The following is a 15,509-nucleotide window of genomic DNA, read 5'->3' as shown; positions in this document are numbered from 1 at the left end:
AAAGACCATGCTGAGTGCCTTGATTGTGTTGCCGATTTTGGGATCCCTGCTCCTGTTCCTGGGCTTGGGAGGGCGAAAGCTGGCGGTGGTCCTGGCCGGGATCCCGTTGGCCATCTCGCTGTTTCTATTTACCCGCTTTGACGTGCAGGCAACTGGCTTTCAGTGGGAGCAGCGGTGGGATTGGATCCCAGAGATTGGCTTGAGCTACTCCCTGGGCTTGGACGGCTTGTCCCTGCTGATGGTAGCTCTGAACGGGCTGCTTACCCTCATCGCCATCCTGACGGCTGAGCCAGAGGTGCAGCGTCCCAATCTCTTTTACGGCTGCATTCTGCTGATGAGCGGCTCGGTCAACGGGGCTTTTGCTGCGCAGAACCTGCTCTTGTTTTTCCTCTTCTACGAGCTGGTGCTGATCCCGATCTACCTACTTATTTCCATCTGGGGCAGCCCCAAGCGGGATTACGCCGCCATCAAGTTTTTGATTTACACCGCTGTCTCCGCCATCTTCCTGCTGGGGGCCTTTTTGGCTATCTACTGGCTTGGGGATCCCCATACCTTTGAGCTGGCTGAGATTCGCATCAGCTCTCTGAGCCCTGCTGCCCAAACTCTGGCGCTCTTGGCGTTGATGGTGGCCTTTGGCATCAAGATGCCGCTGGTGCCCCTCCACACCTGGCTGCCTGATGCCTACGGAGAGTCTTCTCCGCCGGTGGCGATACTGCTGGGAGGGGTGCTCTCCAAGTTGGGCACCTATGGCCTATTTCGCTTTGGGCTGCAGTTGTTTCCCCAAGCTTGGGCTGACCTGGCCGGGCTTCTGGCCTGGTGGGGGGCCATTGCCGTGCTCTCGGGAGCTTTGGCGGCTATTGCCCAAAAAGACATCAAGCGCATGGTGGCCTACAGTTCCATCGGCCACATGGGCTACATCCTGCTGGGCATGGCGGCGGCCACGCCGATTAGCTTGACGGGAGCAATGGTGCAGATGGTCTCCCACGGCCTGATTTTGGCGCTGCTGTTCGATCTGGTGGGCCTGGTGGAGCGCAAGGTAGGAACGCGGGATCTCAACGTGCTCAACGGCCTGCTCAATCCCCTGCGCGGCCTGCCCACGGTGAGTGCCCTGCTGATTTTAGGCGGCATGGCCAGTGCCGGGATCCCGGGCTTGGTGGGCTTTGTGGCCGAGTTTTTGATCTTCCAGGGCAGCTACCAAGATTTTCCCTTGCCCACTTTGATCAGCATCTGCGGCACCGGCTTGACGGCGGTGTATTTTGTGATTTTGCTCAACCGCACCTGCTTTGGCAAACTGGACAACCGCACTGCCTACTACCCACGGGTGCAGGGCTGGGAGCGGATCCCGGGCTTTGTTTTAACTGCCTTGATCGTCTGGTTTGGGATCCAGCCCATGAACTTGGTGAAATGGCCGCAACCCTTGGCCTTTACCCTCTCCACCCAAGTGGCTCAGGCCCAAACGGTTATCTTGGCCTCAGCCGGTAACCCGGATCATTCTCCCTAGAAACGGGGTCACCAGGTAGTTGGGAGACTCCCAGGAATTGAAGCGTTGGAGACTTGCCATGGCAACAACCCTAGTTGCACCTAAGCTACCTCCTTCCACTCATCCTTTTGCCGAGATAGTCCATCGCCTCGAGGCAGGGGGATCGATGCTGCCGGATACGCCGGAAAACTTGATGCAAATTATCGGCATCTACAAGGCCTATGCCGTGCCGATGGACTTTTATTGGCGTGATCTGCTCTACATTGCCGAGCAGGTGTTTGTGGATCCCTTGCCCTTTTTTAAGTACATCATTCCCGAAGAGTATCTGAAGCTGGCCAACCACTACGCCGGGGATGATGCGGATCTGCGCATTTGGCGTGGCCCCGCCACAGCCCACCCAGAGCTTCTGGAGTTCATGGAAAAAGGAGAGCTCAAGCGCAAGCTGCCGCGGATCTTGCATCACCTTTGGCATGACCGCATCAACATGGAATTTGCGGAAGAGTGTATGCGGGCCATGCTCTGGCACCGGGGTATGGGGGGCCTGCTGGATCCCTATATGGATTCGGAAGAATACAAGCAAAATGCCGACCGCGCCATCCGCGCCTACTGCCAAGGCAACCCTCTGTTGATGGGGCTATACAAGCTCTTCCCAGACATGTTTTTAGAGCTATGCCGCCAGGCCACCATGTATTCAGTGCTGGGACTCTTTTGGGAGGCGATGGCGCCGGTTTTCTTTGAAATGAGCGATCTCTACGACGAGGGCAAAATTACCAGCGTGCCGGAGGCGATGAACTTCTTGGTCAGGGGGATCTTCGCCATTGCCGGACGGCCCATTTATCACCGGGTGCGCATCCGCGGAGAATGGTACGATATTGTGCCCAAATCCAAGGGATTTACCTGGCTATACGAGGCGGCTTTCCCCTACGTAGAGGCGGTGTTTTATCGCTCTTCTCCCTTCCGCGGCACCAAGTCCTATAACGCCCAGGCCAACCAAGTGCCCGTTAACCAGTTGGACTTTCACTACGGGGTTCTCTACGCCGACAAGTTTCCCGTGGCCAGTGCCGGGATCCCGCCGACGCTTTTGCACCAGGATATGTACCACTTTTTGCCCCAGTATTTAGTGGAGTATTACCGCAAGCATTGCCGCGGCGAAGATGACATGCTGATCCAGATTGGGATCAGCTTTCAGCGCTCCATGTACAACGTCACCTCAGCCGTGATCCAGGCAGGTAGAGCAGCTTTTCTCTATCCTTTGGACGATCCCAATCCGCGACATTTGATGATGAACCGCCGTTACTTTGAGGGGCAACTCAATCGCTTCACTCGACCAGAATACGGGATTCGAGAAGCAGCTCGCCTGGCCTACATTCAGGATCAGAACTATCGCTAGCCGACTTCAAGTCTAGGCATTGACTCTGCCCATTTTCAGTTGTATTCAGGCCAGGTAGCTCTGAAACTGCCCACCACTTTGACTTTCCTGTCATCCCAACTGCTAGCAAAATAAGGATTTTGGCCATGCCTGATATTGTCGATATTGCAGTTGCTACGGAGGGTTTCTCCACCCTAGTTACAGCCGTGAAAGCGGCAAACTTGGTGGATACTCTGAAAGGCCCTGGCCCCTTTACTGTTTTTGCGCCTACCGATGCAGCTTTTGCCAAGTTGCCCCCTGGCACCATTACCACCCTGCTGCAAAACATCCCTCAACTGACTCGCATCTTGTGTTACCATGTGGTGCCCGGTCGCCTGAAAAAGGCGGACTTGGCCAAGTATCGAAGTGTAGGCTCGGTGGAGGGATCCCCCATCGATTTGTTTATCGAAGGGGACGTGTTTGAGGTAAACAATGCTACCGTTATCCAGGCCGATATTGAAGCCGACAACGGCATCATTCATGTCATCGACACGGTGATCCTCATGCGGCCCCACTGGTTCTGGCCAATCCTGCGCTCTGCGGAAAAAGAGGGCCTAGCCAGCGCCCCCTGAAGCGACACCACCGGCAGGCAGATCCCCCACTGGGCAGGTTCCTGCTGCAAGGTATGGGTCTTGATGACCTAGAAAGCCTTGGTGGAGTTGCTCCACCGTCTCCGGCCCACCAAAATCGGCTCCTGGAGGATCCTCCAGCGCCCCGTCAAGTCGTAGGGATCCCTGACATCGGGATTGGAGCGTTGTGAGGCGGCGGGACAAAGTTTAGATTTTCTTCACCTGCCCCGTTGCTGTTTCCCCAAGGGCGGGCTAATTTAGGGAAGGCGTTTGGTGTGAACGGCTACAGCTGCCTGCAGGGATCCCTTGCCGGCGGCTGTGGTGTGCCCCTTCCTCCAAGCGTGGGGAGGGGTCGAGGTAGCCAGCCCTTCCAGGAGGCGCCTTGCCCTGCGCCAGGGAAGAGCAAAAGGTGGGCCTCCTCAATTTCGAGGGGGCTTGCCCGTCCAACAAGTTTTGCACCAGTTTCATTGAGCCCCATGAGCCACCGTTGCTTCGAGAGTAACCCCAGCCCTTGGCTGTCTAGAAGCGGGCCAGCTTGCCTAGCGCGAGCGGGGTCTAGTTCTGCAGCTCTTGACGCCCTAGAGCTGGCGTTCTGGGTTGCAGTGGACTTGGGACTTGCTGCTTTTGCCTTGGCGTCTAGAAGCTCTTAGTTGCCTCCAGTTTTGTGATTAGCGTCACGAGGAAATCAGCATGGTGCAAGCAAAAGAGTTGGTGACATCTGGTCAGACGGCTCTTCTCGACTCGGATCTGGAAAGCTCCTCTTCCATTCTCCTGGATACAGACAATGGAGCGGATCCCCTCGAGTTTGAACTGGATGCCAGTGACCCTGAGGCTTTGGACGAGGAGGAGGGCGACGAAGAGTTCCTCGAGGAGGAGGATGAGGCTACTGCTGCCAAAGGGCATGCGAAACACAAATCGGCTGGCAAGAAAAAGGTCTACACCGACGACTCTATTCGCGTCTATTTGCAAGAAATTGGGCGCATTCGCCTCCTGCGGCCTGACGAAGAAATTGAGCTAGCGCGAAAAATTGCCGATCTGCTGGAGCTAGAGCGCGCCCGTGAGGCCGTTTTCGAGCGAATGGGCCTCTGGTCCAGCCCGGAGGAGGTGCCGGAGGAGCTATGGGCAGAGGAAGTCAAAATGCCCTTGCCGGAATTCCGGCGGCGCCTACACCAGGGGCGGCGGGCTAAAGAAAAGATGGTGCAGTCCAACCTGCGGCTGGTAGTCTCTATTGCCAAGAAATACATGAACAGGGGTCTCTCCTTTCAGGATCTGATCCAGGAGGGCTCCCTAGGCCTCATTCGGGCAGCCGAGAAGTTTGATCACGAAAAGGGCTACAAGTTTTCCACCTATGCCACCTGGTGGATCCGCCAAGCCATCACCCGCGCCATTGCCGATCAATCGCGCACCATTCGCCTGCCGGTTCACCTCTACGAAACCATCTCGCGCATTAAGAAAGTCACCAAGCAGCTTTCCCAGGAGTTGGGCCGCAAGCCCACGGAAGAGGAGATCGCCACTCGCATGGAAATCACCATCGAGAAGCTGCGCTTCATTGCCAAGTCGGCTCAGCTTCCTATTTCCTTGGAGACGCCTATTGGCAAAGAGGAGGACTCGCGGCTGGGAGACTTTATTGAGTCGGAGGGAGAAACTCCCGAGGAGCGGGTGGCCAAGATGTTATTGCGGGAAGATCTGGAAAGCGTTTTGGCAACCCTCACCCCTCGCGAGCGGGATGTGTTGAGGCTGCGCTATGGGCTGGATGATGGCCGCATGAAAACCTTGGAGGAGATTGGCCAAATCTTTAACGTCACCCGGGAGCGCATCCGGCAGATCGAGGCCAAAGCGCTGCGCAAGCTGCGCCATCCCAATCGCAACAGCGTGTTGAAAGAGTACATCCGCTAGCCGGGCCTAGTTAGACCTGGCTGCTACCTCCCCAGATCCTGGGAGGCTGGATCCCAGCTCCTCGAAGGGAGGAGGACACCATTGCGGCGTTTCTGGGCAGCTCTAACTTTCTACACCGCCTTGCCCCTAGGACGGGCAGCAGATCTGCAGTTTGAGGGCATTGCCGCCTGGCTACCGGCGGTGGGTCTATTCCTGGGTGGGATCCTCTTTTTGGCCTCCCTCTTGCTTCAGGTTTTTCCAGCGGGAGTACGGGCGGCTTTACTGGTAGCGCTGTGGGTGGTGTTAACCGGGGGGCTGCACCTGGATGGGGTGGCCGATACCGCCGATGGCCTGGCGGCCAATCTCCACACCAGCTCAGAGCAGTCAGCCAGCAATTCCCACCGCCTCCAAGTGATGAGCGACAGCCACACGGGAGCCTACGGGGTACTGGCCCTAGGGCTGGTGCTGCTGTTGAAGTTTGCTGCCCTGAGTAGCCTACAAGTCTGGCCCCTCCTGCTCTTGGTGCCAGCCTGGGGTCGCTGGGGCCAACTGCTGGCCATTGCTCTCTACCCCTACTTGCGGGAGCAGGGATCCGCCCGCTTCCTCAAAGACTCCACCTCCCTGCCGGGATCCCTGTGGCCGGGCACCCTGCTCCTAGGGGTTACCACAGCCGGTTTGGGGGGAAGCGGGATCCTGGCCTGGGGGCCTCTGCTACTTTGGACGCTGGGCGCTGCTCTGGGAGCCTTGGCCGTGGGCCATTGGATCTACCGCCAACTGGGAGGACACACGGGGGATACCTACGGGGCCACGGTGGAGTGGTCTGAGGCGATAGCCCTGCTGTGGGGATCCCTGATTAAGCTCTCCTGAGGTCTCTCTTGCGCTGGGAGAGGAACCGGCTCCGCCAAGCCCAATTGTTGCCGAGCCTTCTGGCAATCCTGCTGGATTTGGTGGATCAAGTCCGCCACTTTGGGGAAGCGCCGCTCTGGGCGGATAAACCCCTGCAACGCCACCCGCACCTCCTGCCCGTAGAGATCGCCCGTCCAATCCAGCAGATGCACCTCAACCGTGTGCCGCAGCCCAGCAAACGTAGGACGGTAGCCGATGTTCATCACTCCTGGCAGAGCTCCCGCGGCAGCGGGCACCTCCACCCAGGCGCTGTACACTCCGTTGCGGGGCAAGAACTTCTCGGGCGGCAGGCGCAGATTGGCAGTGGGAAAGCCCAGCTCCCGTCCCCGGCGATCCCCTGGCACCACCTCTCCAATGAGCTGATAGGGACGACCCAAGAGCTCTGCGGCTGCTGCCACCTCCCCTGTAGCTAGGGCAGCGCGAATGCGGGAGCTGCTGACTCGCTTCCCGTTTAGTTGCACCTCCGGGATGACCTCTACTGGAATACGGCACTGGGATCCCCAGGCCTTCAGGGTTTGGGCAGTACCGGAGCGGCGATGGCCAAAGCAAAAGTCCCAGCCAACGCTGAGGTGGCGAACGCACAACCCTTGCTCAAGAACTGTCTGGATGAAGTCTTGGGGAGGCTGGCAAGCCAGGGCAGGGGTAAAGGGGAGCAGCACCACCTGTTCAAAGCCCATTTCAGCCAACAGCGCCAGCTTCTCCGCCGGCGGAGTCAGCAGCCATTGCTTTTGCCCCGTCAACACCTCCTGCGGGTGGGGATGAAACGTGAGAACCGTGCGCACCCCCTCTGGGGAGTCTCGAATTGGCTGCAGCACTTTCTGATGGCCCAGGTGCAAGCCATCGAAGTTACCAATGGCAACGGCAGTGGGCCGCAAGGCTTGAGCCAGATCAGAAGTTACATGCACCGCTTGGGATCCCCTTGGTTCTCCCTACCAGAGTGGCCAAAGCAAGGCCGTCAGGGCACTCAGCCCAACCACCCCCCACAAGCTGCGTCGCAGGCGCTGCAACACCGGCTCAACCTGATAACGGACAATGAGCCGATGCTGAGCCAGCTCCTCTTCCGATTTGACGTACATTGCCCCGTCGTACCAGCCGCTTTCTTCGTAAGGGATCCGCGGCTGCACCAAGCGCCGCCGCACGTGGGCCCAGCCCAAGTAGAGGTGGAGCAGCACTAGGCCTAGCAAGGCATTGGCTCCCAGGATCCATGCCAAGGTGAAGTGGCCCCAATCCCCGACAAAGCTGCCCCACACCAGTGGCAAAATTCCCACCGCAACCGCTCCCCACACGCCCAGGAGCCGCCGTAAGTAGGGGAGCCAGGCCAGTGTTGGCCAGCGAAAAAGAAAAGCTTCCCTTAGCTCCGCATATTGCCGCAGAGGCTGCTGCTCAGCAGGAATGGGATGGGAAGGATTCGCCATAGGGCCTTAACATATCTACACAACATGATATTAGTTGGCCTGATGCCCGCCAAGCCCAGCCTAGCTGCGGTTCAAATGCAGGGGAGAGGGGTATCGTATTAGAGTGGGGTTGCCTTATCTCCTCTCCTACCATGAGCGTCCCAGGCGAACCTGCCGCTGCTCCCTACCTGATTCTCAGAGAGCCGGACGGCAGCCAGAGGAAGTACGTTCTTGCTGGAGCCACAGCTTGGACGCTGGGCCGCGATGAGGGCAACGCCATTGTCCTCAACGATCCCAGTGTCTCCCGCCAGCACGCCCTGCTGCAGTACTTGGATGACAACAGCATCTATCTCATCGATCTGGGCAGCCGCAACGGCTCGTTTGTTAACAATCGCCGCATCAGCATTCCCACGCTGCTGCAAGACGGGGATCGCCTTACTCTTGGCCAATCCCAGCTTGAGTTTCACAGCGGATCCCTGACTAGCCCAGAGCCCGGCTCTGCCGGCAGGCCCTCGGACACCCTGGTGCTGCAGACCCGCTGGCTCATCTCAGTGGCCGTGGTTGACGTACGCGGTTACGGACAACTGACCCAACAACTGGACGAGCGGCTGCTTTCCCAGGTGATGGGCGACTGGTTCCGGCGCGGCGGCGACATCATCCAGCAACAGGGAGGCAGCGTTGATAAGTACATTGGCGACGCCATCATGGCCGTCTGGTTCCATACACCCCATGCGGATCCCTTGCCAGCCGACCAGGCGGAGATCGAGCTTGACGTGAAGTCAGTTCTGCAGGCCCTGGTGAAGCTGTTCCAGATGACCGAACAACTGAATAGCGAGTTTCCCCTGCCCTCTCCCCTGCGCCTGGGAGCAGGCGTCAACACTGGCCCAGCCATCGTGCGCCAGGTAGGCAACACCACTCGCCAGGAGTACACGGCTCTGGGCGACACCGTCAACCTGGCCTTTCGCCTCGAAAGCGCCACCCGCACCCTCAACACTGACCTGGCCATCAGCCAGAGCACCTACGCCTACTTGACCCGACAACTAGGTCAGTCAGCCACTTGCTTCTCCCAGCAGGTGGTGGAGCTCAAAGGGTATGCCCGCCCGCACCAGGTGTACTGCTGCGATGTCCGCTCTCTGCAAGCAGTTCTCAGTCAAATCCCAAGCTCGGAGTAACTGCCGGCCTGGGGATGGCTGGCAGGGGGTACTAGGGTCCTCCCAGAGGTTCAGTTGGCTAGGGCTGCTTCCGGAAGCTTTTTACCTCCAAGACTGGGCCCACCTGCGCTGTTGTTACCCAATCTTCCCTCACCTGCCCCTGAATGGTAACCTGCAATCCCTCCTGCAGGAGCTCTTTGGGGGCGCGGAAGAGGGCGTAGTGCTGACCTGAAGGGAGCGTCAGCACCCACACCCCCCCCTCAATGTCGAGAAACTCAATGGTACCCCTAAATTCTTGCATCACTTCCTCAGAGCTAGGACGGTGCTGCTGGGCTGCAAATCCAAGATGGCTTGTGCTCCCAAGTAGGCCAGGCCCAGGCAGAGCAAGCCATTGAGGAGCAAGAAGGAGCGCCCCAACCAAGCAGAGGATCCAAGCCATAGTACCCCCTCATAGAACAGGGATCCCGACAGGAGCAGATGGGAAGCCACCCCCAGGCAGAGGCCGATGACTGCCCAGCGCCAGCGCCGATGACCTAGGAGGAGCACCATCAACAGGCCAGGGATCAACACACTGGCAAACAAGGGATCTAGGGCATTGGTCTGGGCTAAGGCGGTGCCTAGCTCTGGCAGGGAGCTGCCCAGCAGTTGCAAGGGCCAGCGGGGGAAACCCACAATGGCCAACCCTTGCAGGGGGAAGAGGCCAGCGCTGCCCAGGAGGATCCCGGACAATAGGGGTACTGTCACCGGTACGGGCTTGGGAGCCAGCCACCAGCGAATGAGCACCAGGAGGATGTAGCCACCTACAACCATCAGCAGCTTGGGCACCAGGGCAATTGCGCCCCCATCAAACCAGAAGCGAGGGTTGAGGTAGCCGTTGTCGTTTAGGTACTTCAGGAAGTCCTTCAGCCACAGCACCAAGGGGTTTTCCTCCTGCTGACCCCTGGCTCGGGCCAAGGCTCTGGCTGCGTCCAGCAGACCGGCGCCGTAGAAGTTCTGTTTGTCGCCAGGTACTGGGGCAGCTGACATCTTGAGGATGGCCTCCACCTTGTCCGGATCCTTGATGCCCTGAGCCTGGATCAGCGCCGCCACGCCAGCCACGTGGGGGGCAGCCATGCTGGTGCCTTGGAAGTAGGCGAAGACCGGCTCGTCGGGGTTGCGGCGGTTGATGGTCTGCTGCAGGATGCCGTACTCCGGGTGCTCGGGCGTCTTGGCCCCACCAGGAGCAGCAATATCCACGCCCACCCCATAGTTGGAGTAGGGAGCTTTGGTGCCATCAGGCCCCGTGGCTGAGACGGCGATGACATGGGGATAGCGGGCTGGGTAGCTTACCTGGCTGGAGTTTTCGTTGCCAGCAGCTGCAACTACGGTCACTCCTTTACTGTGGGCGTAAGCTACCGCCTCTTCCATCAAGCGAGCTGAGGCGCGACTGCCCAAGCTGAGGTTGATGACGGTAGCGCCATGGTCGACGGCATAGCGGATCCCTTCCACCACATCCGACAGGGATCCAAAGCCGTTGGCATCCAGCACCCGCACGGGCATGATCTTGGCCTTGAAGGCAACACCTGCCACGCCCAGGGCGTTGTTGGTGGACTGGGCAAGGGTGCCAGCCACATGGGTGCCGTGGCCGTTGAGGTCGGTGGGATCCTCATCGTCATCTACGAAGTCGTAGCCCTTCACAAATTCGGTCTGGGCCAGATCCGGCACCCGCGTCACCCCCGTGTCCACGACTGCCACCGTCACCCCTTCCCCTTGAGAAATCTCCCAGGCTTCGGGCATGCGGATGGCCCGTAGGTTCCACTGCTGGGAGTAAAGGGGATCGTTGGGCACGAAAGCGGCCTGGAATTGGTAGTTGGGGTGGGCATACTCAACTAGGGCTTCCCGCTGAAGCCGCTGGAGCAGCCGCCGGGTGGCCCTGGGATGAGTCGCCTCCCCAGTGGCTAGGTAAATAACCTCTTGGCGGGCAAAGGCACTGTTGCTGCTGGGTCGCAGCGTCAAGTTGTACTCTTTGGCAAGGGCAGCGATCTCACTGGGAGTAGCCGTGTTAACAAAGTTGATCACAATGCTGTCGTAGGGAGTGGATCCCTGGCCGCAGGCCGTGAGGAGTAGCGCCATCAGGCCGGCCCAGCAGAGACCCAACCAGCGTCTGAACTTCATCATGCACGCCCCCGGCATCCAAAATTGTTGCCACCAGTATGCCCTCTCGATGGGCAATTGACCAGAAAAGACTCTGCTGCCAACCCTTCCCGCAGCTACCTGGAAAACCCAGAAAGAACTCCCTCTGGCCAAATGTTGGCTTCCAGGGCATGATGGATCTGTAAGAACTTGAAACACTTCTTAACATCAGTTTTCAGGATTGGGTCTTTAAAGAAAGAGGGAGTAGCATGAGCATCCAGTGGCAAAGGGTACTTTGCTTTGGAGTGAGTCTTTGCCTAGGGCTATGGATTTGGGTGGGCGGGGGATCTCCCCTGTGGGCGCAGCCTGCCCTGCCAGTAGTGCCGATGGAGTTGCCTCAGCCGCCTGTTCCGGTTTTGGACTTGGCGGATCAGTTGAGCAGCAAGGAGGAAGCCGAACTGGCCGAGCACCTGAGCCGGCTGGAGGAAGAAACTGGCTGGAAGCTGCGGGTGTTGACCCAGTTTGACCAAACCCCGGGCCGCCAGGTGAAGGAGTACTGGGGCCTAAACGAGCGCAGCGTTTTGATGGTGGCGGATCCCCGGGGGGGCAACCTGCTGGCCTTCAACGTGGGGGATGCGGTGCGGGAGATCTTGCCGCGCACCTTTTGGATCGAGCTGCAGTCTCGCTTTGGCAACCAGTTCTATGTGCAGGAACATGGCGCCCACCGCGCCATTCTAGAGGCCGTTGAGGTTCTGGATCGCTGTTTTCGCCAAGGCGGTTGCCGGGTAGTGCCCGGGCTGCCGCAGGAGCAGTGGATCCTGACGTTGATTACCTCTATCTTGGGTGGGATTGTCTTTGGGTTTGCCGGCAAACCCCGCCAGGGAGAGGAGGTGTTTAACTGGCGCTGGGCTTTGCTCATCTCTCCCTTGTGGTTCATTTTGTTTGGGGCCTTTGGCCTTGGCCCAGTGGTTGCTCGCACCCGAGATTGGCTGCCAGTGGTGCGCAATATCTTGGGCTTTCTGGCCGGAGCTTTGGCTATTTACCTAGCTCCCATTCCACAGCCAGCAGAGGATCGGCAGTAGCTTCCTTGCCTCTCTCGGCTGTCAGCTCAATCCCCTGCCTGCTGCCCCCTAGCAACAAACTGGCAGGCGGGGACAACTTGCAAGGGAGGTGCTAGTATAATCCAGGTAGAACGGGCTGATGTAGCTCAGTTGGTAGAGCACTCGACTTGTAATCGAGCGGTCGTCAGTTCGAATCTGACCATCAGCTCTTTACTCGGGTTTGCTTGGCCATTGTCCCTAGCGGGGATCCAGCTTCTCCGGGCTCGGTTAGAGTGGCTGGAGGGGGATCCCCACTCTCAACTTGGCTGAGGAGAGAGGGATCCCTACCCAAGGCATCTGCTAGGCCTTTGGGTGGTTTTTGTGGTCTCGGGATGTCTATGTCGCGTCTGCCAGCCGCTACGGTTCGTCGACTGCAAAAGCTGCCCCAGATTCCTTCCGTGTGGGAAGGGGATCGCCACAGCCTGCCAAGCTCGCCAGTTGCTGGCTCCCAGCCTTCTCCCGGCGAGGGGGAATGCATTCTCTGGGTGGACGGCGTTCAGGGTGTGGTGCGAGCTATGGAGGTGGTGCCTGCTGGCTCTGGCATGGAGCCAATGGTGCGGGCCTTGATCGCGGCCATGGAGCGGCCCAATGCGGGCTTGCCAGCCCGTCCCCAGAAAATCGTCGTGCGCAACCGGGAGGTGCGGTTTTTCCTGCACGGCATTCTGCACGAGCTGGACATCAAAGTGGAATACCAGCCGGAGCTACCGCTCATCGATGAGATCCTACAAAGCTTTGCCGAGGCTCAGGAGCAGATCCCCCCACCTTTGCCAGAAAACTACGCAGAACTCTTGGCTAGCAAAGCCTTTACCCTCTGGCAGGATGCCCCCTGGGAGTACCTTGAGGATCACCACATTCTAGCCATCGAGCTGCATCAGTGGGACGTCGAAACTCTCTACGTCTCAATCATGGGACGGGCAGGAATGGAGTATGGGGTGATTTTTTACCGCTCCCTGCCCTCCCTCAAACAGTTTCGCCAGCAGGCTAGGCAAGCGGACCCTGCTGAGATGGAGGAAGTCTTCCTGAGGCAGGACTGTCTCTACCTGACTTTTCAACCCCGCCATCCCGAACTGGAAGACTGGCCAAACTTGGACTTGGCAGAGTTGGATCCCGAGGACATCGAGCCGAACTTCGGCACCATCCACCCGCTGGAGGGCTTGCGCGGTGTTTTACAGGAAGAGGAGGCAGCAACCTTGGCCGTGGCCTTGGAGGCCTTGCATTGCTTCTTGAAGCAGTACCGCCGCAAGCTGGAAAAGGGCTTTCAACCTTGTCAGGGGCAGTATTGCGTTCCCAATCCCCAAGGGGAAGCCCTGTCGGTGCAGGTGCGCACCCTGCCTGAGTTGGCGGCAGAGCTGCTGGCATTAGAGGAAGAGAAACCCACCCAAGCTCTGCTCCGAGAGGATCTGTTGCCTGAGGGAGCGCAGCTTGGCCTGGGACTGCTGCCTTGGGCCACAGTGGAGGTGTTGCGCCGTGCAGGGCAAGTGCATCCTCTCCCTCAGAGCAAACTGGTGCAGAAGGGGGAGGGGCTGCCGGTGGTGATTGTGCGCACCTCTCGCTCTAAGGCCAAGCAACTGATTGAAAACCTGCGCGGCGAGGGGGGCCCCCAAGGGGTTTGTTTCAATACGGGAGTGGATCCCTTCGATGGCCATCGCTACGAGCTAGAAATTGTCCAGACGGGTAACCGCGACCTGCACTTGTTTGGCGAATTTCCCAAAGACGATCCCGTGCACTCGAGGGCTCGCAAGCGCTGGGAGCGGCGTTGCCGCGATACGGGGGGCTGCTGTGGTTTGGTGATAGCGATGGGGGCAAATTCCCACCAGCCAGAGCTGCCGGTGCACCATATTTTGGCCGTGTTTGAGATGCAGGCCCTCAGTCCCAAGCGGCTAGGGCTGGGTCCCTTGGTGCGCGTCAGCCGACACTTGCACTTTTGACCCGCTCAAAAATGCTGGAAGGCCTGCTGGCGGCTGAGGATCTGGCCGTTGTCTAGCCGCACCGTCCCCTGCGGATCCCAGCCGGTGACTTCGCCAATCCAGGTTGCCCCTGGCAGCTTTTCCAAGAGGTACTGGGCTATGGAAGGCTCGGCGCTAAGGAGTAGCTGAAAGTCTTCCCCGCCGTAGAGGGCCCACTCTAGGGCCTGGGCCGGAAAGACCTGCTGCAAAGCCTCTGAAATCGGGATCCGCTCCGCCTCGATCCTCGCTGCCACCCCGCTAGCCTGACACACCTGCACCAGGGCATCGGCTAGGCCATCGCTGGTGTCCATGCCGGCAAGGCGCATAGGGTCAGGGATCGCTGCCAACAGCGGCAACAGATCCAGCCGCGGGTGGGGGTATTGGTGGGCCCTAATTAACTGCTGCTCGGCTGTCGGGGCTGTAGATCCCTGCTCAGGGTGAAGCAAGAGCTCCAGGCCAGCCCGCGCATCCCCATGGGGCCCAGTTACGATGAGCCAATCGCCCGGCTGCGCCCGCTTGCGCTCAATGGCCCGCCCTGGCTGCACCGATCCCAGCGCCGTAATGGCCACAAACCGCTGGGGCGAGCGGCACAGATCCCCTCCCACCACTTGGCATCCCCAGGGGGCGCAGCAAGCCTGTATTCCCTGGTAGAGCTCCTCCACCCAGGCCACTGGTGTGGAGGGCGGCAGGCCCAGGCCTACGAGCAACGAGTGGGGACGGGATCCCATCGCCGCCAAGTCCGACAAATTGGCAGTTGCCGCGCGCCAGCCCACGGCATGGGGCGGGGTGGTCAAGTTGCTAAAGTGAACTCCCTCTACCAAGACATCGGTGGTTACCACCAACTGTCCTTGGGGAACAGCCAACACTGCGGCATCATCCCCTACCACCTGCGCAGGACAGTAGCGTTGCACCACCTGCAGTAGCCCCGCCTCGCCAATGGCTGAGATCGGGAGAAGCTGGTGAGAATCCTCGGGAGGATCAGAAAACAGAGGAGGCTTCTGGGGATGCACGTGGGCGGAAGAGTCTTGAGGATCCTACTCTGCTAACCTACGGGTAGCTAGCCTCACCTTAACCAAGAGGTATCCCCTAGCTTTTGGAACCCATTTCGGCAGCTTGGAGTAAAGCCCTGGCCCGTTGCTGATCCAACTGAGCCTGCAGGCGCTCCTGCTTGTCACTGCTAGTGTTCAAAACTTGGTTGGCCTTCTCCAAAAGAGCTTGAGCTGCAGCCTTGTCGACTTGTTCTCCTCGCTCGGCCCGGTTGACTAGAACCGTTACCTCGTTGTTTTCCACTTCTGCAAAGCCACCCATCACGGCAATGGCCGACCACTTGCCACCGGCCTTGACCCGCATCACGCCGTTGCCGATGGCTGTCAACAGGGGAGCGTGATTGGTCAGGATACCCAGCTGGCCTGAGGTGGCAGGGAGGATCACCTCCTCGGCAGGGGCATCCCAAACAATGCGGTCAGGAGTAATCACGCGAACCATCAGCGCCACGGCAGGTCTCCTGAAGCTTGAGCTTAGCTGTTTTTATCCTACCGGATGGCGGTTGCACCCAGCTTTGTCCGCTT

Annotated in this window: 14 protein-coding genes and 1 tRNA gene; 9 read left to right on the top strand and 6 right to left on the bottom strand. The window is 59.2% G+C overall.

Annotated elements, in window-relative coordinates:
* Nucleotides 1-7: 7 nt before the first annotated feature.
* The 5 genes from NW804_RS04050 (at nt 8) to cobS (ending at nt 6,199) form a co-directional block, all read left to right on the top strand.
* Nucleotides 8-1,501 carry an NADH-quinone oxidoreductase subunit M gene (locus tag NW804_RS04050; RefSeq protein ID WP_414422916.1) on the top strand — a complete coding sequence of 498 codons (1,494 nt, stop codon included), beginning with the start codon at nt 8-10 and terminating at the stop codon, nt 1,499-1,501.
* 58 nt (nt 1,502-1,559) lie between these two features.
* Nucleotides 1,560-2,870: a CO2 hydration protein gene (locus tag NW804_RS04045; protein WP_414409775.1), complete on the top strand. Its 1,311-nt coding sequence runs from the start codon at nt 1,560-1,562 to the stop codon at nt 2,868-2,870.
* A gap of 125 nt (nt 2,871-2,995) precedes the next feature.
* Nucleotides 2,996-3,460, top strand: a complete 465-nt coding sequence (locus NW804_RS04040; RefSeq protein WP_414422915.1) for a fasciclin domain-containing protein — start codon at nt 2,996-2,998, stop codon at nt 3,458-3,460.
* 687 nt (nt 3,461-4,147) lie between these two features.
* Nucleotides 4,148-5,353, top strand: a complete 1,206-nt coding sequence (gene rpoD, locus NW804_RS04035; RefSeq protein WP_414422914.1) for an RNA polymerase sigma factor RpoD — start codon at nt 4,148-4,150, stop codon at nt 5,351-5,353.
* An 81-nt stretch (nt 5,354-5,434) separates the two neighbouring features.
* On the top strand, nt 5,435-6,199 hold the full coding sequence (gene cobS, locus NW804_RS04030) for an adenosylcobinamide-GDP ribazoletransferase (protein WP_414409773.1): 765 nt from the start codon (nt 5,435-5,437) through the stop codon (nt 6,197-6,199).
* Here the strand turns inward: cobS and NW804_RS04025 are convergent.
* Nucleotides 6,130-7,143, bottom strand: coding sequence for a bifunctional riboflavin kinase/FAD synthetase (locus tag NW804_RS04025; RefSeq protein ID WP_414409772.1), 1,014 nt, complete (start codon nt 7,141-7,143; stop codon nt 6,130-6,132). The two genes, cobS and NW804_RS04025, sit on opposite strands and share 70 nt — an antisense overlap.
* A gap of 24 nt (nt 7,144-7,167) precedes the next feature.
* Nucleotides 7,168-7,653: a CGLD27 family protein gene (locus NW804_RS04020; protein WP_414394899.1), complete on the bottom strand. Its 486-nt coding sequence runs from the start codon at nt 7,651-7,653 to the stop codon at nt 7,168-7,170.
* A 131-nt stretch (nt 7,654-7,784) separates the two neighbouring features.
* Between NW804_RS04020 and NW804_RS04015 the strand changes: the two genes are divergently transcribed.
* Complete coding sequence (locus NW804_RS04015; RefSeq protein ID WP_414394900.1) at nt 7,785-8,804, top strand: FHA domain-containing protein; 1,020 nt, start codon at nt 7,785-7,787, stop codon at nt 8,802-8,804.
* 58 nt (nt 8,805-8,862) lie between these two features.
* Here the strand turns inward: NW804_RS04015 and NW804_RS04010 are convergent, their stop codons facing one another.
* Both NW804_RS04010 and NW804_RS04005 read right to left on the bottom strand, forming a co-directional pair.
* Nucleotides 8,863-9,084, bottom strand: a complete 222-nt coding sequence (locus tag NW804_RS04010) for a hypothetical protein (protein ID WP_414394901.1) — start codon at nt 9,082-9,084, stop codon at nt 8,863-8,865.
* Nucleotides 9,084-10,940 carry a S8 family serine peptidase gene (locus tag NW804_RS04005; protein ID WP_414411764.1) on the bottom strand — a complete coding sequence of 619 codons (1,857 nt, stop codon included), beginning with the start codon at nt 10,938-10,940 and terminating at the stop codon, nt 9,084-9,086. Before NW804_RS04005 ends, NW804_RS04010 begins: the two co-directional genes overlap by 1 nt.
* 341 nt (nt 10,941-11,281) lie before the next feature.
* Here NW804_RS04005 and NW804_RS04000 point away from each other — a divergent pair, with 341 nt between their 5' ends.
* From NW804_RS04000 to NW804_RS03990, 3 genes are all read left to right on the top strand, one after another.
* On the top strand, nt 11,282-11,977 hold the full coding sequence (locus tag NW804_RS04000) for a TPM domain-containing protein (RefSeq protein WP_414395147.1): 696 nt from the start codon (nt 11,282-11,284) through the stop codon (nt 11,975-11,977).
* A gap of 114 nt (nt 11,978-12,091) precedes the next feature.
* Nucleotides 12,092-12,164, top strand: a tRNA-Thr gene (locus tag NW804_RS03995).
* A gap of 169 nt (nt 12,165-12,333) precedes the next feature.
* Nucleotides 12,334-13,923, top strand: a complete 1,590-nt coding sequence (locus NW804_RS03990) for a DUF6930 domain-containing protein (protein WP_414422913.1) — start codon at nt 12,334-12,336, stop codon at nt 13,921-13,923.
* Between the two features lie 5 nt (nt 13,924-13,928).
* Here NW804_RS03990 and thiL read toward each other — a convergent pair whose 3' ends face one another.
* Nucleotides 13,929-14,888: a thiamine-phosphate kinase gene (gene thiL / locus NW804_RS03985; protein ID WP_414422939.1), complete on the bottom strand. Its 960-nt coding sequence runs from the start codon at nt 14,886-14,888 to the stop codon at nt 13,929-13,931.
* 139 nt (nt 14,889-15,027) lie between these two features.
* Entirely contained in the window at nt 15,028-15,435 is a 408-nt protein-coding gene (gene atpC, locus NW804_RS03980; RefSeq protein ID WP_414420781.1) for an ATP synthase F1 subunit epsilon, read from the bottom strand.
* Between the last annotated feature and the right edge of the window lie 74 nt (nt 15,436-15,509).

The organism is Synechococcus sp. WC10meta (assembly GCF_047461475.1).
The sequence above is the reverse complement of the archived record's forward strand: the minus strand, read 5'-3'. Positions and strand labels throughout refer to the sequence as shown.

Coding starts and splice junctions, on each gene's coding strand:
- rpoD (WP_414422914.1), top strand. CDS start 4,148: ATGGTGCAAGCAAAAGAGTTGGTGACATCTGGTCAGACGGCTCTTCTC.
- NW804_RS04000 (WP_414395147.1), top strand. CDS start 11,282: ATGGAGTTGCCTCAGCCGCCTGTTCCGGTTTTGGACTTGGCGGATCAG.
- NW804_RS04005 (WP_414411764.1), bottom strand. CDS start 10,940: ATGATGAAGTTCAGACGCTGGTTGGGTCTCTGCTGGGCCGGCCTGATG.
- NW804_RS04010 (WP_414394901.1), bottom strand. CDS start 9,084: ATGCAAGAATTTAGGGGTACCATTGAGTTTCTCGACATTGAGGGGGGG.
- NW804_RS04040 (WP_414422915.1), top strand. CDS start 2,996: ATGCCTGATATTGTCGATATTGCAGTTGCTACGGAGGGTTTCTCCACC.
- NW804_RS04050 (WP_414422916.1), top strand. CDS start 8: ATGCTGAGTGCCTTGATTGTGTTGCCGATTTTGGGATCCCTGCTCCTG.
- NW804_RS04020 (WP_414394899.1), bottom strand. CDS start 7,653: ATGGCGAATCCTTCCCATCCCATTCCTGCTGAGCAGCAGCCTCTGCGG.
- NW804_RS03990 (WP_414422913.1), top strand. CDS start 12,334: ATGTCGCGTCTGCCAGCCGCTACGGTTCGTCGACTGCAAAAGCTGCCC.
- NW804_RS04045 (WP_414409775.1), top strand. CDS start 1,560: ATGGCAACAACCCTAGTTGCACCTAAGCTACCTCCTTCCACTCATCCT.
- NW804_RS04015 (WP_414394900.1), top strand. CDS start 7,785: ATGAGCGTCCCAGGCGAACCTGCCGCTGCTCCCTACCTGATTCTCAGA.